Source organism: Synechococcus sp. H55.2, assembly GCF_047462495.1.
In the GTDB taxonomy this organism is placed as follows: domain Bacteria; phylum Cyanobacteriota; class Cyanobacteriia; order Thermostichales; family Thermostichaceae; genus Thermostichus.
In genome coordinates, this window is the sequence record NZ_JANSJH010000035.1 from 3,424 (window position 1) to 21,484 (window position 18,061).

Consider the following 18,061-nt stretch of genomic DNA (forward strand, 5'->3'; position numbering starts at 1 on the left):
GCCTCTGGGAGAGGGGTTGGGGGTGAGGGTAGCGGCGCGGAGCGCTTGGGTTGGCGACAAAGTGTCTCAATCCTGTTTGAAACGACTATAACCCTAGGGGCTGGAAGACTTCTCTCAGCACTCCAGGCGTCCCAATCAGCTCTGGATTTGAATTCAGGCTGGGACAGAGCGCCTGGCGCAACTCTTTGCCCGGCAGGGATCGGGTGTCAGGGATCCCAGTTCAGTTGGGAGTGCCCCTGTTTTTCGCCGGCCCTCTTGACCCCTCTGCTGGTCTCTGGCCTAATTCAAGTTAAGCCTCTCTTCCATTCCCCCTTGAGACACCGCCTCCTTGAGTTTTGGCGTCGCCGCTTTCCCCACAGCTTGCGCACGCAGGTGGCGCTGGTGATTGCCAGCCTTTCCTTTGTCCCCAACTTGGTGTTCATCCTGTCGGTGCAGTGGATCTGGCCCGACACGCAATTTAGTGCCGAAGGGATCATTCTGCTGCTGCTGTGGATCCCGTTGCTGGCGGTACTATCGGCGGTGGTGGGCTATGTCCTGTCTTCTTTGATCCTGCGCCCCCTCACCTTGCTGGCCCGCGAGTTGGCCCACCTAGAAACCTTGATCAACCAGCCGGCCCGTTGGAATTTGCTGCTTCGTACCCAGGATCCCCAAGAGGCCCTAATCCTGCGGCAGGCTTTTGCCCATTTGCTGCGCCAGATCCAGATCGACCAGTTGCGGCGGGAGGCCTTCATCGCCACCTTGGTGCATGACTTGAAAACTCCCCTCATCGCCTTTGGACATCTGCTGAGCGCCTTCAAGCAGGAGCAGCAGTTGGATCCCCGGGAACGGCTTGCCCTGCTGGATCGCATCCTGGAGGAGAACCAACACAACCTGGCGCTGGTGCAAAAAATGGTGGAGGCCCACCGCCTGGAGCGGGGCGAGATCGAGCTGCACCCTCGTCTTTGCGATCTGGGATCCTTGGCCAGAAGAGTGGCCGAACGCATGGGATCCCTGGCCCAAGAACGGGGGATCGACCTGCGCGTGGAAGGAGAGGGCTGGGGCAACGCCGATGAGGCCGAGCTGGAACGGGCGCTGGTGAATCTCGTGGACAACGCCTTGCGCTACGCCCGCCATGCGGTGGTGCTGACCGTCAGCCCTCGCCAGATCCAGGTGCGGGATGATGGCCCTGGCCTGCCGGCTCCCCTGGAAGAGCTGGCCCAGCCCTACATCGCCCAGCCCATCCACATCGCCGGCCAGCGCTACCCAACCGGATCGGGAGGTCTGGGACTGTACATTGCCAAGCGCATCCTGCAAGCCCACGGGGGTGACTTGCGGTTGATCGAGACGGGATCCCAGGGCGCCACCCTAGCCCTGGTGCTGAGTTAAGGCCCCACCAACAGGGCGGCCCCGATACATCAATCGGTACTTCATCTGTGGGGTCGAGTCTTTTTGCCCTGGTTTTTCTTCTGCTGTGATGGGTTGTAAAGAGGCAGTGGGAGGATGCGCCTGAGTGGAGGAAGAGGATGTACGGCTGACCTTGCCAGGCCACAAACCCGCTTGCTCCAGAGCCCTGTAGAGTGCCTCCGTGTCAATAGGCCAGAACCATCTGGCAGCCTCGTAAACTCGCTCGAGGGAGTGGAGAATATCCCCGGCCTCGGCCAAGCCAGGGATTACATCCGCTGCCCCCTGATAAATTGCCCAGCGTCGCTCTGCCGGCTCGATGTGGCGACCGGGATAATGAGTCAGGATCACAGGGATATTGGGCAGCTTGCTTTGGCACTCTCGGCAAAAGGCATAGGGGTTAAACAGCCCCGTCGTCATGTCCACCACCATCAGATCCAGATCCAGAGGCTGACTGGTTGCCACCTCCAGCAACGCTTCACAGGGGGAAACCAGCACCACAGAGTGTCCCTGCGACTCCAGTCCCAACTTCCAGAGATGAACTTGTGAGGCTTGGCCCTGAGCCAGCAGTATGGCTTTGCTCATAGGGGATGAAAATGTAGAAGGAAAGTTAAAGGCTTGCTCTACCCGCTGATCCGTCATACGTCAGAATCGCGCACGGAGCGTAATGTAGCATTCTCAAGAGGAGCAAATAGTAACCGGATATACAAGTGCTGCTGTGGAAACCCAACCTTCTGGGCGCCCACCCCGGAGCCCCACCAGCGAACTTTTGGGCGCGGCCTGTCCGGTGGCCTCAATTTTTGTCTCGCTCAACCCCATCAGGGATCCCTTCTGGCTCGGCTGCCAATTCAGCTTGTAGGGCCTGCCACTCTTCCGCAGAGAGCGAATGGAGCTTCTCTTGGATTTGCTGGGTTTCGAAGCTGGCCCACTGAGCCTTCAAGGTCATTTCCCCACGCAGCACCCGCCTCAGGTAGCCCAAAGTCCAGCCCAAGCACGCCAGCAAAAGCACCACGCTGGATATCTGCTGCGCAGCCCCCGTGTCTAAGCCCGCCCAAAGCAGCAGGCCGTAGAGGCCGCCGCCCCCCAACAGCAGGCCTAGGCCGACGCCAAGAACATCCAATCTGCGCATGACCCGGTAATCGACAAATGGCCGGCCTCACAGCGACCGAGGCTTGGGTCGAAATGTCATGAAGGGAGCCACCAGCACCATGCCGGGAAAGAAAAACAAGACTAAGAAAAACATCAGCACCTTTTCCCAAGCGCCAGCCGAAGTCCAGCGTTTGTCCACATACAGCAAAGACAACAGCGGCAACACCAGCAGATAGAGTATTGCCAAACCGGCATAAGTTGCCCAAATCAACGATGGGGTAGAAGCCATGTCGAGTACGTCCCGCAGCTATTTGACCGTGTCAAACAAATCTAACAGCATTGTAAAGGGATTTGTCGGCTTGCGGGAGTCGGCAACTCGGCCAACTGATCACAGGCTCGCGCTGATCGCCCCAACAGGGCAGGTGGGAACGCATTGTTCGCACATGACACAGCGGTTGCGGGAGAACTCCAGTTTCCAGTCGGGAGCGGAAATCCTGAGGGCCTCCGTGGGGCAGACTCCGGTACACAAGCCGCAGTCCACACACAAATCGGGGTCGATCTGAATTGCCTCGGCCCGTTCGGCCACCTCAATGCCCAGAGACTGTACCCACTCCAATCCAGCCTCCACCTGGTCGATGTCCCCTGAGAGCTCCACCACCAAGGTTCCCACTTCGTTGGGGGCTACCCTGGCGCGCACAATATTGGCGGCCACATCAAAATCTTTGGCCAATCGATAGGTGACGGGGACATTCACCAAATGGCGGGGAAAGATTAGGGTGACTCGTTTGCGCACGAGTTTGGCCTGAGTATCTGAGGTGCCGTGACTCTTCCAGTATGGCAGGCTGCTGGCGGCATCCTCCCGTCCTGCATGGGCAGAAGCAGGGAGGCGGGATCCCACGGAAGCTGTGAAGGGCGTCCCGCAGCCTGTCACAATGGGATCAGAGCGTTTTTGTTGATCCCCATGAACTCGGCCCAGCCCTGCCTCAACTCCGAGCACTATCGGCAGATGTTGGTGCGTGATGGCGAGCGTCGCTTCCGCGAGTGGCACACTGCTTTCCTCAACTATCAGCGGCAGTTTTTGCAAGAGATGAAGCGATTGCAGCTCCGTTCTTCCCGGAATCGTTGATCTGGAATCGCCAATGGGTTCAGTAATGCCTACGGCCAACCCTTTGTGCCCTCTTCCGGTCTCTTCTCAGCCTGATTCCTCCCTCCGCCAAGAAACTTTGGAACTGCTGGAGTGGCCCCGCCTCTGTCAGCACTTGGCCACCTTTGCCGCCACGCCGCTGGGCCGCCGCGCCTGCTTGGAGCTGGATCCCTGGCAGAGTCGCGCCGACAGCGAAGCCTATCTTGAGCAGACTGAAGAGGCGATCCGCCTCGATCGCTCGCAGGCGGGCGGAGTTTCCATGGCAGGGATCCACAACTTGCTGCCGGCCTTGGAACGAGCCGAACGGGGAGGGATCCTGAGCGGGGAAGAGCTGGTGCAGGTTGCTACAACTCTAGGATCCGCCCGCCGCATCCGCCGTTTGATCGATGACCAGGACTGTCTGCCCCGCCTGCAGGCTTGGGTGAGTGACCTACGCACCTACCCGGAACTGGAGCAGGAGATCTTTCGCTGTCTGGAGGAGCAGGGGGAGGTGCGGGACAGTGCCAGCCCCGTCCTTGCCGATCTGCGCCGGCAGCAACGGCAGCAACGCAGCCAGATCCAAGAGCGCCTGCAACAGTTGATGAGCCAGTACCCCCAGGCGCTACAGGATACCCTGATCGGCCAGCGGCAGGGGCGGTTTGTGCTGATGGTGAAGGCCGCCCAGCGGGATCTCATCCGCGGCATTGTGCACGACAGCTCTGCCAGCGGGGCCACCCTCTATGTGGAGCCCTATGCGGTGGTGGAACTGGGCAACCGCTTGCGGGAAACCCAAGCTCAGATTCAGGCAGAGGAAGAGCGGATCTTGGCCGCCCTCTCGGCCCAGGTGGGATCTGTTGCCGAGGATTTGGAGCATCTGCAGGCGGTGATGGTGGGGCTGGATGTGGCCTTGGCCCGTGGCCGCTACAGTCTCTGGCTGGACGGCCATCGCCCCCAGTTTGTCTCGGCAGGACTGCGCCTGCGGCAGGCCCGCCACCCTCTGCTGTTGTGGCAGTGCCGCGCAGAAGGCCAGGGCGCGGAGGTGATCCCCATCGACTTCACCCTCTCGGAGTCCATTCGTGTCGTGGTTATCACCGGCCCCAACACCGGCGGCAAAACCGTTGCCTTGAAAACCTTGGGGCTGTTGGCGCTGATGGCCAAGGCGGGGATCTTCCTGCCGGCTCAGGATCCGCCCCAACTGCCCTGGTTCGATGGCGTTTATGCCGACATCGGCGACGAGCAATCCCTGCAACAAAATCTCTCCACCTTTTCGGGGCACATCCACCGCATCAGCCGCATGGTGCGGGTTCTGCAGTCCGACCCGGCGCCGGCCCTTGTCCTGCTGGATGAGGTGGGGGCGGGCACGGATCCCACAGAAGGCGCCGCCCTGGCGGCTGGGCTGTTGGAGTATCTCTCGGAAAAGGCGTTGCTCACCTTGGCCACCACCCACTACGGCGAGCTGAAGGCCCTGAAGTACCAACATCCCGGCTTTGAAAATGCTTCGGTGGAGTTTGACGAGACCACCCTGGCCCCCACCTATCGCCTGTTGTGGGGGATCCCCGGTCGCTCCAATGCCTTGGCCATCGCCCGACGGCTGCACCTGGATCCCGAGATCCTGCAACGGGCCCAGCAGCACCTGCAGGGAGAAAGCCAGGTGGATCAGGTGATTGCCGGGCTGGAAGCGCAGCGGGCCCAATTGGAAGCGCGGGCAGCCCAGGTGGGAGCCCTGCATCGAGAGCTGGAGAGCTTATATCAGCAAATGCAGCAGCGCAGCCGCCAAATGGCCGAGCGGGAAGCCCAACTGGAGCACAAGCAAAACCAAGGTCTGCAAGCCCTGTTGGCTGCCGCCCGTCAGGAAGTGGCCGCCGCCATCCGCAAATTGCAGCAGGGAGAGGATCCCCAGCGCATCACGGCCGAGCTGGCGCAAATCCAGCAGCGCTACTCTCCCTCGCCGCCGCCTGCGGATAGGGAGTTTGTGCCAGAGGTGGGGGATCGGGTGCGGCTGAGAGGCCTGGGGCAGACGGGAGAGGTGATCGCCGTCACAGGGGATGTGTATGTGGTGCGCAGCGGCATCCTCAAATTCACGGTGCCGCGGGAGCAGTTGGATCCCATTGACGAGCAGCAGGCCCAGCAGCGCCAACGCCCCAAGGCCCCACCTCCCGCCCCAGCAGCCACCGCTCCCCTCAACCTGCGCACCAGCCAGAACACCCTCGATCTGCGGGGGAAAACCGTGGCCGATGCCGAGGCCATTCTGGAACAGCACTTTGCCCAAGCTCCCCCCGGCCCTGTCTGGATCATCCACGGCCACGGCACCGGGCGCTTGCGGGCCGGCGTACAAGCTTACTTACAAAATCACCCCCGCGTCCAGAGGTTTGCCCCAGCGGATCCCCAAGACGGCGGCACCGGCGCGACCGTGGCCCACTTGCGGTGAGGGTTGGGCTGTTTCAAACTCACTTACGGTCGTTTCCAACAAGGTTAAGACACTTTGCCGCTGGCCCAAGCGCTCCCCGCCCCCTCTCCCTCAGGGGGAGAGGGGAGCTGAAGATCCACGACCAGGCTGTTTGGTAACCGTTCAAACTTGACTTTGGAGCGCTGCTGCCGAGCCGACGGGCTGGGATCCCACCTGTTGCCGCCGGCTTTGCCAAAGCCAGTAGCCCCGCAGCAGTTGGCTATCCCCGATGAGCTTCAACATCACCGCCACCGTCATACTTGTCCAACTGAGAGGGCCAAAGGCAGCGCCTGCTGCAGCCAGCAGCGCCAACCCCGAAAGATTGAGCCCCAAGCCTTGCACCCACATCCACCAGACGGTCTCGCGCTCCGACATTGGCCGGCTCCTAGAAACGGAAGAATTGGATAGCCCTACTCTCCTGGATCTGAGGCGAGGTGGGGATATGGCCAAGCCTCAGCCCAGATGCCCAAAGCTGCATACTTCGGGGGGCGTTATGTCCAGGCCTAGCCCAGCCACGCCTGCAACCGCGCCAGAGCCAGCCGCTTTTGGGCAGCAGAGCTTACCGTACCTTCTGTGAGCCGATTGAAGCCGTGCACCAGCCCCTTGCCTCCCAAAGCCACCAGCGTCACCCGATGGGTTTGCCCCGGCTCAAAGCGCACCGCTTGGCCGGAAGGAATGTTGAGGCGCATGCCAAAGCTGGCGGCGCGATCGAACACCAGAGCCCGGTTCACCTCGAAAAAGTGAAAATGGGATCCCACCTGAATGGGCCGATCCCCTCGGTTGGTCACCTCCAGGGTCACGCTGGCCCGTCCGACATTGGCTTGGATGGGATCCTCTGCCAGCAGCAGCTCCCCCGGGATCAGAACCGGTGCAGGGTCCGCAGCAGGCGGGGTTTTGGGTTGGCGAGCCATGGTGGCAACCTCCTGAAGTCTGTGAGTCGTTGGGGGATCCTTAGAAAGCAGCTAGCGAATGGGGTGGTGCAGGGTCACCAGCTTGGTTCCGTCGGGGAAGGTGGCCTCCACTTGAATTTCCGGGATCATCTCCGGGATCCCAGGCATCACGTCCTCTCGGCTCAGCCAGGTCAGCCCCTCGCTCATCAACTGGGCAACCGTTTTCCCTTCCCGTGCCCCCTCCAAAACGGCTGCGCTCAGGTAGGCCACCGCCTCGGGGTAGTTGAGTTTGAGGCCTCGCTGCCGCCGATCCCGAGCCAACTGGGCCGCCAGGTAGATCAACAACTTGTCTTTCTCCTGGGGAGACAGGTACATGAGGTCACCTCAAAGATACAAAACGATACAGAAGAGACGGCAGGGCGCCACGTTAGCCTAGAGTTGATTTAACTTGTACCACCTCTGGGCCAACAAGAGGCTCCCAAGTTGTATGAGGAACCACCCGCCCTTCTCCAGCACTGACGGTCTCGGTACCCGATGTTGCATCTTCCTTCCTGGGCAGCCTCTCCTGAAAGAGTAACAATAGATAAATAGGTGTAGTAGTCGTCAAGGTTTGTTTAGATTTGTATCTCGGCCCTGAGTTGATTTATCTTGGAGCAATTTACCGGCTTTGTTTAGCAGTTTCCTTTGATATGGATTGACTAGGTTCTTTTGATGAGCTATGAAACTCGAACTGACTCCCAGACAGCGCAAGATTCTCTGGGCGACGGTGCGCAGCTACATTGCGACGGCTGAACCTGTCGGTTCCAAAACCTTGGCTCAGTCCTATAACTTTGGGGTGAGCACGGCCACCATTCGTAACGACTTGGCCACCCTTGAGCAGGTTGGGTTACTGTTTCAGCCCCACACCTCCGCCGGGCGGGTTCCTTCCGACTTTGGCTATCGGGTCTATGTAAACGATCTGTTGACCTCTGCCAACATGGATGGGATCCCCTGCGATGCTCCTCAGCCGGATCCCCATCCTGCTCTGCAGCAGTTGCTGGATCAGCTTGGCCGCGAGCTGGGCGACGACCTGGACAGTCTTCTCCAGAGGGTGGCCCAGCTTTTGGCCCATCTGAGCGGCTGCATTGCTCTGATCACCCCACCCCAGGGGCCGGTGGTGGCCATTCACCACGTGCAGTTGGTGTCGGTGGCGCCAGGGCGGGTGATGGTGTTGGTGGTTACCGATTCTTATCAAACCCATTCGGCCTTGGTCAGCCCACCCGAGTGGCCCAGCGACTGCCAAGAGGATCTGGAAGATGAATTGCGATTGCTCAGCAACTTCCTCACCCTGAAGCTGCGGGGCAAGACTTTTGCCGAGTTGCAGGATTTGAGCTGGCTGAAGCTGGATGAAGAGTTTCGCGCCTACAGCCATTGGCTGCAGCAACTGCTGCGCTCGGTGGTACAACGCTATCTGCGGCCATCTCTCGGGCAGGTGTTCAGTGCCGGCATGACAGAGCTGATGCGTCAACCGGAGTTTTCCCAAGCCCGGCAGGTGCAGGCGGTGATGCAGTTGATCGAGGAAGGGGCGGAGCAACTCCAGGGAATGATTGGGCTCCATTTGACCGATGGGGGCTCAAGGGGGAACGATTCAGGACAGCCCGACCGCAATATCCCGGTGATCATCTACATCGGCAGCGAGAACCCGCTGGAGTCTTTGCACCACTGTACGGTTATCGCTGCCACTTACCACCGCCGCTCGGCTCCTCTGGGTACTGTCACCTTGCTGGGGCCGACCCGAATGGCCTACGAGCGCAGCATTGCGGCTGTGCAGGCGGTGGCCTCTCACCTGACTCGGTCTCTTGCTTAGGGGGGCAGGGTCTGGGCTGCACCCGAGCAATAGCAAGCTGTGACCAGGCTCTCTTCTTTTCACCTGCGGGTACAACACGCCATCCGGCAGCGGCAGCTTCTTCACCCCGGCGAGCGCTTGCTGGTGGCTTTTTCCGGCGGTCAAGATTCCTTTTGCCTGCTCCAGATCCTGCGGGATCTGCAGCCTCGCTGGGACTGGAAGCTGTTTGTCCTGCATTGTGATCACCGTTGGTCGGCGGACGAAACGGAGTGTGCCCGCTTTTTGCAGCGATGGCTGCAGCAGCAGGGGCTAATCCATGCCGTTGCAACTGCGGATCCCATCCGCCGAGATGAGGCAGGGGCCAGGGCTTGGCGCTACCAACAGTTGGACAAATGGGCCCGCATTTGGGAGTGCAGCGCCGTGGTGATGGGGCATACGGCCAGCGATCGCGCAGAGACGTTGTTGTGGAATTTGCTGCGGGGGACAGGAGCCGCCGGGCTGAGCAGCCTAGATTGGCAGCGCCGCCTGGACGAGCGGGATCCCACCTCTGCCCGGTTGGTGCGCCCCCTGCTGGGCCTTTTTCGTTGGGAAACCGAGCAATTTTGCCGGCAGCACCAGTTGCCGGTCTGGCCGGATCGCAGCAACCAAGATCTGGCCCATGGCCGCAACCGCCTCCGCCTAGAGGTGATGCCCTACCTGAAGCAACACTTTAACCCCCAACTGGAAGTGGCTCTGAACCGAGCTGCCACGCTGCTACAAGCAGAACACGAGCTGGTGGTAGCCCAGGCAGATCAGCTCTGGGCGCAGGTGTATGAGCCCACTTTGCCAGGGCTGCGACGGGATCCCTTGCGGGCCGCCCCCTTAGCCCTGCAGCGACAGGTGATGTTCCGATTTTTGTCCCTGGTGCTGCCCCACCACCCCACCTTTGATCAGGTGGAAGCCGGGATCCAGCTCTTAAAAGCAGGCCGCGGCAGCCGCAGCCCCGACTATCCAGGTGGGAGCTGGCTAGAAGTGAAAGAGGATCACATTTGTTTTGTTTCCATTAATTCCACTTCCCCGAAAGGAAGCAACTCTCCCCGACTATAGCCCTTACCCAATCCAGGGGCCCAGATCGACAGGGTCTCGTTTTGGGCTGCAATTTCCCCTCACTTTTTGTCGCCGAGGGGCCTGAAACCCTTGCCCAGCAAGGGATCGACCGGATCAACGGAAGAATCAGGGTTTGAGGGTTGTCGCCGACCCTGTCGCTGAATTTTGGGTATAAAGCTTTACAAGGATCCCGGTGCTGCTGTTGAGGTGGCCTGGGATGGGCTCCTGAGGGGTGGGCTAAGACGGTCTTTCTAGGGATCCAGGACATAGCGATCCTGGGAGAGGAGCTTGTTGCCGCGATAGACGCTCACCTGCAAATGCTGGGGATCCAGCCGCTGCTGCTCCACGCGGATGGGGGAGATCTGGAGGGCGTGGCGGGATCCCCGTCCCAGCACCGACACGATGAGATTTTGGCCGCGGATCTGAAGGCGCAGGCGCACCGGCCAAGGGAAGGGGTTGCGCAGCTTGAGGTCGGCCAAGCCGTACCAAACGGTGGCATCCAGGCCGGGGGGCACCGACTCCACGGGGCGGTAATGGGGGTGCCTTTCCACCACTTCCAGCCCCGCCAGCAGAGCAGCGTTGTATAGGCTGGAGGAGACTTGACAGATCCCGCCCCCAACCGAATCCAGGGTTTCGGCCACCATGAATACCGGCGCAGGCAGATAGCCCCGCTCGAGGGTGCGCGGCCCTACCACCTGGTTGAAAGAAAAAACTGCCCTTGGCTGAATGTAAACCCCATCCAGGCTTTGGGCAGCCTGGCGAATGTTGTGGAGCTGCGAGGGAGTGCGCTCCTGCAAGGAAGTGGTGTATCGGCTCAGGGTGGTTGGGGTGGGATCCGTCCACCACAGAGCCAGCAGGGCCAACCCCACCGACAAAGCCAATCCCCGCATCTTCCCTTTCACTTTTCCCAAGACACCTTGGCTTTCAAGAGAACCTCACCCTGGGGTTGGCGAGGGACGGCAGCGGCTTGGGCCGTAACCAGCACCTCTTGGGGGCGGGCGCCCTCTGGCAGCGGGTGTGGCGGGCGCAAGGCCACAAGTGCGGATCCCTGGGCATCCACCTGAAAGGTGCCGCAGTGGAGGATCTCGCCGTCGTCCAGCTTGAGCCAGAGGTGGTAACGCTCTCCAGGGGCCGGTTGGGGCAGATCCCTTGCCGCCAAGACCACCTCCTGCCACTCTCCTGGGCGCAACAGCAGGTTGGCCGACCCCACCTCTCCCTGCAAGTTCACCAGACGGGATCCCGGCTGTTGCAAGAGATGGGACAATGTCTGCACCGATTCTAGCCGGGCCAGTTGCAGCGCCTGCCGCAGTCGCCAGTTGTCGAAAACCAGCAAAGCCAAGGCCCCTGCCGCCAAGCCCCCTACCCAGCGCCACTCAGCCGTGAGGCGACCGAACCCCAGAGAGGACAGTGCCGGCTGAAGAGGGGTCAGCGCCTCCTCAATGCCCGCCTCTGCCATCACCTTGCCCCGCAAGCTGGCCGGCGGAATCACCCCTGGCAACCCATAGGGCAGCAGATGCAGGGTTTCTTGCAGGGCCTGCAACTCTGCCAGCAACCGCGGGTCTTGGGTTAGGCGTGCCTCCAGGGCGCTTGCCTGTTCAGGAGACAAGTCCCCCAGCAGATAGCCGGCCAGTTCTTCCTGTGCTTCTGATGAAGGGGGCGAGGCGGCTTCAGACCCAGAACTTAACTCCAAGGAGAGCGATTCCCGCAACTTGCAGAGGGCCTGGCGAGTGCGGGCTTTAACCGCCTCCAGCGGGATCCCCCAGTGTTGGGCAATGTCCGCCTGGCTCAACCCCTGGTAGTAGAGCAGCTCGAGAACCTGCCGTTGGCTTTCCGGCAGTTGGCTGAGGGCCTCCTGCACCGCTTGCCGTCGCTCCTCGAGGGAGAGCTGCTCAAAAGGGATCGGAGCACTGCCATCGGCGGCGAGCAGGGGTTGCCAGTGTTTCAAAAAACGTTGATGGCTATCCTGGGAGCGCAGACGCTCAATGGCTCGCGAACGGGTCAACGCACACAAAAAACTGCTCACGGATCCCTGCCGCGGATCATAGTCGGGCTTGTGCCACAGTTCGACAAACACCGCCTGAGTCAGATCTTCCGCCTCGGCCGCATGGCCCAGGATCTTAAGGGCCAGCCCACAGATCAAGCCGGCATAGCGATCGTAGAGTACAGCCAGGGCAACAGAATGCCCTGCTGTGAGCGCTTCCATCAGCTCCACATCGCTGCGGGATGGCCAATCCCTCACCCGCTCGCGCCAGGGAGACGGAGTCCTTGGTTGCTCAGCCATGCTACACCCAGCGTCGTCCCACAGAAACGAAGATAGACCTGATGAAAGCCTATCCCCTCAGCCGCGGCGAGCCGCCCACTCCAGCCCCAGCAGAGCCGTGTTCACCAGCAAGGCCAGGGATCCCACCGCTAGAGATCCAGCCCAGATTTTGTCGTAGCGACCGGCCTGGGCAATGCCCTCAAAAAGCAGGGTGCCCAGCCCCCCTGCCCCAAACTTGGCCCCCACCGTGGCAATGGCAATGGCCACAATTGCCGCCAGCCGCAAGCCGGCCAGGGCAACCGGCAGCATCAGGGGTAGCTGCACCTGCCACCACCGCTGCCAGAGGTTCATCCCCAGACCCTTGGCTGCCTCCAGAAGAGCCGGCTCCACTGATTGCAAACCCACGTACAGGTGGCGCACCAAGATCACCTGCGAGTAGAGCACCATCGCCACCACCACCGAGCGGGCATTGAGCCCGAACCAAGGGATCAACAAAATGATTAGAGCCAGGCTGGGCACCGTGTACAGGATGCTGAGGATCCCCATCAGCGGTAGAGCTAGCCAGCGCACGTGGTGAACCAGCAAAGCCAACGGCAGCGCCAGCACCAGCGCAATCCCCAAGGCCGTCGCCACCATTGCTAGGTGCTCTTGGGTAAGCTGCCACACCAAGCCGGGATGGCGGAGAAGGTAGCTCATGCGGATCCCCCCTCCAGCATGGCCAGATGGCGGATGTGATCCAGGGTAACGATGCCGATAGCCCGCCCGTCTTCCCACACCGTGAGAGCCGCCGCCCCCGTGCGCAGCAGCAGCGACAAGGCCCGCCGTAGGGTTTCGTGGGGCTTTACCACCGCCCCCTCCTGGATCTGGTGGTTGTGCGGGATCCGCTCCATCGCCGTTTCCACCCGCAGCACGCTCAGTTGCCGCACCATGTCGTCTGCCCCCAATAGCTCTCTGACAAAGGGGGTGGCCGGCTGGGTGAGCAGTCGAAAGGGAGTATCGAACTGCACCACTCGCCCCTGCTGCATCACCAAGATGCGATCTGCCAGGCGCAGCGCCTCTTCCACGTCGTGGGAGACGAAGAGGATGGTCTTTCTCAGTCGCCGCTGCAGGCGCAGGATCTCATCTTGTAGCTTGCTACGGGTGATGGCGTCGAGGGCCCCAAAGGGTTCGTCCATCAGCAGCAGATCCGGATCCCCGGCCAGCGCCCGCGCCAGCCCCACCCGCTGCTGTTGGCCGCCTGAGAGTTGAGCCGGGTAGCGACGTCGGTATTCTTGGGGGGGCAAGTTGACCAAGCTGAGCAGCTCGTCCACTCGCTCGCGGATGCGCTCCCTTGGCCAGCCCAAAAGTCGCGGCACCACCGCCACATTCTGGGCCACCGTCATGTGGGGAAACAACCCCACCTGCTGGATGACATAGCCGATGCGCTGGCGCAGCGCCGTCACCGGAAAGTGGCGGATATCCTGCCCATCCAGGCGAATCTGTCCTTGGGTGGGCTCCAGCAGCCGGTTCACCATCTTCAGAAGGGTGGTTTTGCCGCAGCCGGAAGGGCCGAGGATGACCACCAACTGGCCTGAGGCCACAGAAAAACTGCACTCCTCCACAGCCGGACGGGAACTGTGGGGGAAGCGCAGCGATACCCGCTCGAATTCAAGGGTGCTCACGCCGGGGCCTCGGGCAACGGCTATTCCTTCAAAATACCGGCCTCCACCAAGAAGGATCTCGCCACCTCTGCCGGCTCCTTGCGCTTGCCGCTCACCTCGTAGTTCAGCCGCTGCATCACCTCGTCCGTCAGCAACGGAGCAAGGGCGTTCAAAGCAGTGGCGATGCCGGGGTTGGCCTCCAGGGTATCTTTGCGCACCACCGGCGCCACCTGGTAAGGGGGGAAAAGCTGCTTGTCGTCCTTGAGCACCACCAGGTCAAAGGCGGCAATTTCCCCGTCAGTGCCAAAGGCCACCGCCACATCCGCCTCCCCATTGACCAAGCCCTGGTAGCGCAGGCCGGGATCCACCGCCTTGTAGGCTTTGAGGCGAAAGTTGCCGTAGACCGCTCGCAGTCCCGGCAGGCCGTCTTCGCGGGCTTGAAACTCCGGCGGCCCGATCATCACCAGCTCGCCTGCTCTGGCCACCATGTCTGAGAGGGTAGTGATGCCCAGCTCCGCCGCTCTGGCGCGGGTCATGGCCAGGGCCTGGGTGTTGTTCATGGGGGCCGGATCCAGCCAAACCAATTGGAACTGGCGCTCGTACTCGCGGGCCACCGTCGCGTATACCTGGGCCGGGTCACTGCTGCTGGGCAGCTTGAGCACCGTCAGCAGGCCGGTGCCAGTGTACTCCGGGTAGAGATCGATCTCGCCGCTCAGCAGGCCGGCATGGGCCACCGGCGTTCCCCCCAGGTTGAGCTTGCGCTCCACCGCCAACCCCGCCGCCTCCAGAGCCAAGGCGTACATTTCCCCCAAGATAAACTGCTCGGTGAAGTCCTTAGAGCCGACCACAATCGGTTTGGCAAGGCCCGCTTGAGGGGCAAGAACAAGGGCGGCCAGCCCCGAGAGGGCCAGCAGAGCCAGGCGACGAGTGGTTTTGAGCATGGCAAAAGGGATCCCCAACTCGAGACAAGCGGCCCTGCCGAGAGTGTTCCGGCCTGGGCCAGGAAGTTGCGACTGCTAAGCCACCATTAAACCATTATTGTCCCCGATCCGTAACTGCAAGAGCGACAGCGGCACTACCGGCATTGCCCCGCCCCAGAGCCTCAACCCCATCCCATTAGCCTCTGCCGGGGGCCGGGAACGATCCGGTGACGGCCCGGATCTTCTGCCGCCGCCCAGCTCGCTCGATCTCCAGCTCCAGGGTGCTGCCCACCTCGGTGCGCTCCACCTCCTGTTGCACTTGGTCGGCGGTGGTGACGGCGCGGCCATTGATGGCAAGAATGATGTCTCCGGCGCGCAGGCCCGCCCGCTCTGCCGGGGATCCCTGGATCACCTCGCCGATGAGCACCCCCTGATCCACCGTCACGAAAATGCGGCTGTTGGGATCCTGGTTGAGACGTTCCTTCAGGTCGGGGGTGAGGGTGAGCATACGGATGCCCAGGTAGGGGTGATCCACCTTGCCGCGGGCGATCAACTGGTTGGCCACCCGCTGGGCTGTCTCGATGGGAATGGCAAAGCCCAGCCCTTGCGCCCCTTGGATGATAGCCGTGTTCACCCCGATCACCTCCCCTTGAGCATTGAGCAGGGGGCCGCCTGAGTTGCCGGGGTTGATGGCCGCATCCGTCTGGATAAAAGACACCCGCTTGTCGGGCACGCGGATCTCGCCGCTGGAGCGGCCCAAAGCGCTGATGATCCCAGCGGTTACGGTGTTGTCCAGCCCCAGGGGGTTGCCGATGGCAATGGCCCACTGGCCCGGCTCCAGCAGTTCGGAGCGGCCCAGCTTCACCGTCGGCAGGTTCTGGGCCTCGATCTTCACCACCGCAATGTCCGTCACCGGATCGGTGCCAATTACTTTGCCGTCAAAGCTGCGGGTATCCTTGAGCGTCACCGTCACCTTGTCGGATCCCTCGACCACATGGGCGTTGGTGATGATCTGGCCGTCCGGGCTGATGATAAAGCCGGAGCCAGTGCCCTGTTGCCGCCGTTGGCGGGGGATGGAAGGGATCGCTTGGCCAAAGAAATCCCGGAAGAAGGGATCGCTAAAGAACTCCTCTGGAAAAGCGCCCGGAACACGCACCGTCCGCTCGGAGTCGATGCGCACCACCGCCGGCCCCACCTTTTGCGCCACCTCGGCGATAAAATTCAGGTTCAGTTGGGGCGGGGTTGCCGTCGTTTGCGCAGATACTCCGTTGCTTCCCATGAGAGCTGCTCCTAGCCCAATGCCCAAGAGCACCAGCAGCAGCGGCGAGAGAAGAGACTTAAGAACGGCCAAAGGCTCAAAAAAGGAACGAACTCCGTCCTGCTGATGCAAACGGGCAGGTTGAGCAGAAGCTTCTGAACTGGGAGAAGGTTGGCCCGGCATGGATGTGCTGCGCTTCATAGCTACCTGAGTCAAGGAAGAGAAGAGCTGGGAGCGCAGAAATACCTTGGCCCCCTGCGAAACCTAGGGCCTAATCTAGCATGGACAGCAGGGATCCCAAGGCGGCAGCCGCGGCGCTTTTCCGTACTTCCATCTGGGTTGAAGAGCAGCGGAATCTGCTTGCCTGGAGTAGCCACCCTATATCCAACTGGCTTTGATGGGGATAGAAGGCCAGACAGGGCTGTTGTCCCCAGCTTTGGCCGGCTTACAGCTAACGTAGAAGTGGTAGATCGGGGGTAAGACCATGACCAACCCAGCCCGTCGTCTGTTGGCTCCTCTACTCGCCGGTTTTCTCTGGCTACCGGCAGCCACCCCGGTTTTGGCGCAAAGGGATCCCTTGCCGCCACCGCCCCCCGGCCAGGGATGGCGCCCGGTGAACCCCCTTCCCCCTGATGAGCCAAGCCAGCCCTTTCAACTGCAAACCACCTTGCTGTTGCGCTCTGGGGATCTCATCCAAGCCGTGCATCGCTCTCCGGAAGCCCTCTTGATTGCCCCTGGCGAAACCCGTGCCGTCAGCCTTAGCCTGGAGACTCCCCTGCGGGATATCTACGGCAACATGGTCGTGCCGGCGGGAGCTATCCTAGAAGGCCAATTCCAGCCGGTGAGCGGCGGCACCCAGTTTGTCTCGCGGGCCTTGATCTTCAACGGCCAATCCTATCCTCTCTACGCCCAAAGCCAGGTAATCCCGCTGCGCAAGGATCCCCGCCACACTTCTGGGGAAGCGATCGTGCAAGATGCCCTGATCGGGGCGGCGGCAGGGGCGATCTTGGGCGGCCTGTTCGGCGACCGGGTGATCTCGACGGAGAAGGTGCTAGGTGGAGCGGCAGCAGGGGCCGTGATCGGCAATGTGACGGCGCCGGAGGTGGCGGTGATCGATCCCAACGCCAACTTGACCCTGACGGTCACCCAAGATTTCCAACCCTACCTGCCCTAGCCAGCTTTTGAAAACCCTGCTGGCCAGGGCTAGGAACCGGCGGCCAGCCGATCCCAAATCTCCTCGTGGGAGAGGCCCCTGCGCACCCATTCTTCGCAATTGTGCAGCCGCTGAGCCGTGCCGATGAGGAAGCGGTTGCAGTCGGCTCCCAGGGATTCACAGGTGGTTTGCACACAGACCAGATCCCGGCCCGAGAGCAACGAGAAGAGGCCGGCCAGCATTCCTGCCTCTAGATAGCCGGCAGGCTCCCGCTGCGCAGACAGCTCCTCTGGGCTGAGGCTGGCACGAGCAGCCAGGGCAAAGCCGGAGTTGCGGATCCTAGCCTCCACCAGGCCGCGGTCAGCAGCGGAAAAATCCAGCTCCAGGCGGCCCCAGCCGTGGGTGGCCCAGAGATCGCTGAGGGCATCCAGGAAGATCCCCAGCGGCAATTCCTGCAGCGGTTGCTGGTAGTAGCGGGAGAGTTCGTCTTCGATGCGGCGGAAAAATGCTTCTCCCCACTCGCGGCCACAGTTGTAGAGGATGACACGGGTGGCTTGCCCGGTCTCGTAGCGCAAGCCGGCGTAGATGGCTTCCAGGAGAGGCATGGGAAAGGCCGCCAGGCGGTATCCTCCCCGGCTGTAGAGCAGGCCGCTGTGGATGTCGGGACGGATGTAGTAGGCAGGGCTAAAGCAGTGGCCGGGCAGGATCTCTTGCAGGGTGATCATGGCTTTCCTCTCGGGGAGATGGACGGACTTGAGGGCGGCTGCAACTGAGGCTTTCACGGTCATTTCAAATAGCAACAAAATAGTTGGTTGCCTGGATCCCAGCTCCCCTCTCCCTCAGGGAGAGGGGCTGGGGGTGAGGGCGAGCTCCCCTGGGGAGAGGGGCTGGGGGTGGTCGCGTGAGCGGCGCGGAGCGCTTGGGCAAGCTCCCTTGGGGAGAGGGGCTGGGGGTGGTCGCGTGAGCGGCGCGGAGCGCTTGGGCGAGCAGC

20 protein-coding genes are annotated in these 18,061 nt (G+C 61.7%); 6 read left to right on the forward strand and 14 right to left on the reverse strand.

The features are described from left to right. Positions 1-312 precede the first annotated feature (312 nt). Positions 313-1,365 (forward strand): sensor histidine kinase, encoded by a 1,053-nt coding sequence (locus NW844_RS06045; RefSeq protein WP_414334339.1) that lies wholly within the window; start codon positions 313-315, stop codon positions 1,363-1,365. On the opposite strand, the gene NW844_RS06050 is transcribed toward NW844_RS06045, so the two are convergent. The 4 genes from NW844_RS06050 to NW844_RS06065 form a co-directional block, all read right to left on the reverse strand. Beyond that, positions 1,345-1,965, reverse strand: a complete 621-nt coding sequence (locus NW844_RS06050; protein WP_414334341.1) for a response regulator — start codon at positions 1,963-1,965, stop codon at positions 1,345-1,347. The two genes, NW844_RS06045 and NW844_RS06050, sit on opposite strands and share 21 nt — an antisense overlap. Positions 1,966-2,173: 208 nt before the next feature. Further along, on the reverse strand, positions 2,174-2,509 hold the full coding sequence (locus NW844_RS06055) for a DUF3007 family protein (RefSeq protein ID WP_414334343.1): 336 nt from the start codon (positions 2,507-2,509) through the stop codon (positions 2,174-2,176). 27 nt (positions 2,510-2,536) lie between these two features. Next, complete coding sequence (gene ndhL, locus NW844_RS06060) at positions 2,537-2,758, reverse strand: NAD(P)H-quinone oxidoreductase subunit L (protein ID WP_414334345.1); 222 nt, start codon at positions 2,756-2,758, stop codon at positions 2,537-2,539. Positions 2,759-2,857: 99 nt separating this feature from the next. After that, positions 2,858-3,262 (reverse strand): NIL domain-containing protein, encoded by a 405-nt coding sequence (locus tag NW844_RS06065; RefSeq protein ID WP_414334372.1) that lies wholly within the window; start codon positions 3,260-3,262, stop codon positions 2,858-2,860. Between the two features lie 168 nt (positions 3,263-3,430). Between NW844_RS06065 and NW844_RS06070 the strand changes: the two genes are divergently transcribed. After that, positions 3,431-3,595, forward strand: coding sequence for a hypothetical protein (locus NW844_RS06070; RefSeq protein ID WP_414334347.1), 165 nt, complete (start codon positions 3,431-3,433; stop codon positions 3,593-3,595). A 97-nt stretch (positions 3,596-3,692) separates the two neighbouring features. Next, positions 3,693-6,020 carry an endonuclease MutS2 gene (locus tag NW844_RS06075; RefSeq protein WP_414334349.1) on the forward strand — a complete coding sequence of 776 codons (2,328 nt, stop codon included), beginning with the start codon at positions 3,693-3,695 and terminating at the stop codon, positions 6,018-6,020. A gap of 141 nt (positions 6,021-6,161) precedes the next feature. Here the strand turns inward: NW844_RS06075 and NW844_RS06080 are convergent, their stop codons facing one another. The 3 genes from NW844_RS06080 to NW844_RS06090 form a co-directional block, all read right to left on the reverse strand. Next, positions 6,162-6,413, reverse strand: coding sequence for a hypothetical protein (locus NW844_RS06080; RefSeq protein ID WP_414334351.1), 252 nt, complete (start codon positions 6,411-6,413; stop codon positions 6,162-6,164). 128 nt (positions 6,414-6,541) lie between these two features. Beyond that, positions 6,542-6,901, reverse strand: coding sequence for an urease subunit beta (locus tag NW844_RS06085; RefSeq protein WP_414334374.1), 360 nt, complete (start codon positions 6,899-6,901; stop codon positions 6,542-6,544). 99 nt (positions 6,902-7,000) lie between these two features. Beyond that, the gene (locus NW844_RS06090) at positions 7,001-7,303 is read right to left on the reverse strand and encodes an urease subunit gamma (RefSeq protein WP_414334353.1); all 303 of its coding nucleotides are present in this window, start codon (positions 7,301-7,303) and stop codon (positions 7,001-7,003) included. Positions 7,304-7,646: 343 nt separating this feature from the next. On the opposite strand from NW844_RS06090, the gene hrcA reads away from it, so the two are divergent. Both hrcA and tilS read left to right on the forward strand, forming a co-directional pair. After that, positions 7,647-8,774: a heat-inducible transcriptional repressor HrcA gene (gene hrcA / locus NW844_RS06095; RefSeq protein ID WP_414334355.1), complete on the forward strand. Its 1,128-nt coding sequence runs from the start codon at positions 7,647-7,649 to the stop codon at positions 8,772-8,774. A gap of 39 nt (positions 8,775-8,813) precedes the next feature. Continuing rightward, positions 8,814-9,839 carry a tRNA lysidine(34) synthetase TilS gene (gene tilS / locus NW844_RS06100; RefSeq protein ID WP_414334357.1) on the forward strand — a complete coding sequence of 342 codons (1,026 nt, stop codon included), beginning with the start codon at positions 8,814-8,816 and terminating at the stop codon, positions 9,837-9,839. Positions 9,840-10,090: 251 nt separating this feature from the next. Here the strand turns inward: tilS and NW844_RS06105 are convergent, their stop codons facing one another. The 6 genes from NW844_RS06105 to NW844_RS06130 all read right to left on the reverse strand — a co-directional run bounded on the left by NW844_RS06105 (position 10,091) and on the right by NW844_RS06130 (position 16,100). Next, positions 10,091-10,729, reverse strand: a complete 639-nt coding sequence (locus tag NW844_RS06105) for a VanW family protein (protein WP_414334359.1) — start codon at positions 10,727-10,729, stop codon at positions 10,091-10,093. Positions 10,730-10,737: 8 nt separating this feature from the next. Then, positions 10,738-12,120, reverse strand: a complete 1,383-nt coding sequence (locus NW844_RS06110; protein ID WP_414334361.1) for a sigma-70 family RNA polymerase sigma factor — start codon at positions 12,118-12,120, stop codon at positions 10,738-10,740. A 57-nt stretch (positions 12,121-12,177) separates the two neighbouring features. Beyond that, positions 12,178-12,795, reverse strand: a complete 618-nt coding sequence (locus tag NW844_RS06115; protein ID WP_414334363.1) for an ABC transporter permease — start codon at positions 12,793-12,795, stop codon at positions 12,178-12,180. Next, entirely contained in the window at positions 12,792-13,760 is a 969-nt protein-coding gene (locus NW844_RS06120; RefSeq protein ID WP_414334365.1) for an ABC transporter ATP-binding protein, read from the reverse strand. The genes NW844_RS06115 and NW844_RS06120 overlap by 4 nt, the downstream gene beginning before the upstream one ends. 20 nt (positions 13,761-13,780) lie before the next feature. Beyond that, positions 13,781-14,680, reverse strand: coding sequence for a glycine betaine ABC transporter substrate-binding protein (locus tag NW844_RS06125; RefSeq protein WP_414334367.1), 900 nt, complete (start codon positions 14,678-14,680; stop codon positions 13,781-13,783). A gap of 175 nt (positions 14,681-14,855) precedes the next feature. Next, the gene (locus NW844_RS06130) at positions 14,856-16,100 is read right to left on the reverse strand and encodes an HhoA/HhoB/HtrA family serine endopeptidase (protein ID WP_414334376.1); all 1,245 of its coding nucleotides are present in this window, start codon (positions 16,098-16,100) and stop codon (positions 14,856-14,858) included. Positions 16,101-16,401: 301 nt separating this feature from the next. On the opposite strand from NW844_RS06130, the gene NW844_RS06135 reads away from it, so the two are divergent. Next, on the forward strand, positions 16,402-17,091 hold the full coding sequence (locus NW844_RS06135; protein ID WP_414334368.1) for a hypothetical protein: 690 nt from the start codon (positions 16,402-16,404) through the stop codon (positions 17,089-17,091). A gap of 29 nt (positions 17,092-17,120) precedes the next feature. Here NW844_RS06135 and NW844_RS06140 read toward each other — a convergent pair whose 3' ends face one another. Further along, positions 17,121-17,795, reverse strand: coding sequence for a V4R domain-containing protein (locus NW844_RS06140; protein ID WP_414334370.1), 675 nt, complete (start codon positions 17,793-17,795; stop codon positions 17,121-17,123). Positions 17,796-18,061: the final 266 nt, after the last annotated feature.

Excerpts from the sequence above, each read along its gene's own strand:
- NW844_RS06050 (WP_414334341.1), bottom strand. The coding sequence starts at position 1,965 with ATGAGCAAAGCCATACTGCTGGCTCAGGGCCAAGCCTCACAAGTTCAT.
- NW844_RS06055 (WP_414334343.1), bottom strand. The coding sequence starts at position 2,509 with ATGCGCAGATTGGATGTTCTTGGCGTCGGCCTAGGCCTGCTGTTGGGG.
- ndhL (WP_414334345.1), bottom strand. The coding sequence starts at position 2,758 with ATGGCTTCTACCCCATCGTTGATTTGGGCAACTTATGCCGGTTTGGCA.
- NW844_RS06070 (WP_414334347.1), top strand. The coding sequence starts at position 3,431 with ATGAACTCGGCCCAGCCCTGCCTCAACTCCGAGCACTATCGGCAGATG.
- NW844_RS06080 (WP_414334351.1), bottom strand. The coding sequence starts at position 6,413 with ATGTCGGAGCGCGAGACCGTCTGGTGGATGTGGGTGCAAGGCTTGGGG.
- NW844_RS06090 (WP_414334353.1), bottom strand. The coding sequence starts at position 7,303 with ATGTACCTGTCTCCCCAGGAGAAAGACAAGTTGTTGATCTACCTGGCG.
- hrcA (WP_414334355.1), top strand. The coding sequence starts at position 7,647 with ATGAAACTCGAACTGACTCCCAGACAGCGCAAGATTCTCTGGGCGACG.
- NW844_RS06105 (WP_414334359.1), bottom strand. The coding sequence starts at position 10,729 with ATGCGGGGATTGGCTTTGTCGGTGGGGTTGGCCCTGCTGGCTCTGTGG.
- NW844_RS06110 (WP_414334361.1), bottom strand. The coding sequence starts at position 12,120 with ATGGCTGAGCAACCAAGGACTCCGTCTCCCTGGCGCGAGCGGGTGAGG.
- NW844_RS06115 (WP_414334363.1), bottom strand. The coding sequence starts at position 12,795 with ATGAGCTACCTTCTCCGCCATCCCGGCTTGGTGTGGCAGCTTACCCAA.
- NW844_RS06125 (WP_414334367.1), bottom strand. The coding sequence starts at position 14,680 with ATGCTCAAAACCACTCGTCGCCTGGCTCTGCTGGCCCTCTCGGGGCTG.
- NW844_RS06130 (WP_414334376.1), bottom strand. The coding sequence starts at position 16,100 with ATGCCGGGCCAACCTTCTCCCAGTTCAGAAGCTTCTGCTCAACCTGCC.
- NW844_RS06135 (WP_414334368.1), top strand. The coding sequence starts at position 16,402 with ATGACCAACCCAGCCCGTCGTCTGTTGGCTCCTCTACTCGCCGGTTTT.
- NW844_RS06140 (WP_414334370.1), bottom strand. The coding sequence starts at position 17,795 with ATGATCACCCTGCAAGAGATCCTGCCCGGCCACTGCTTTAGCCCTGCC.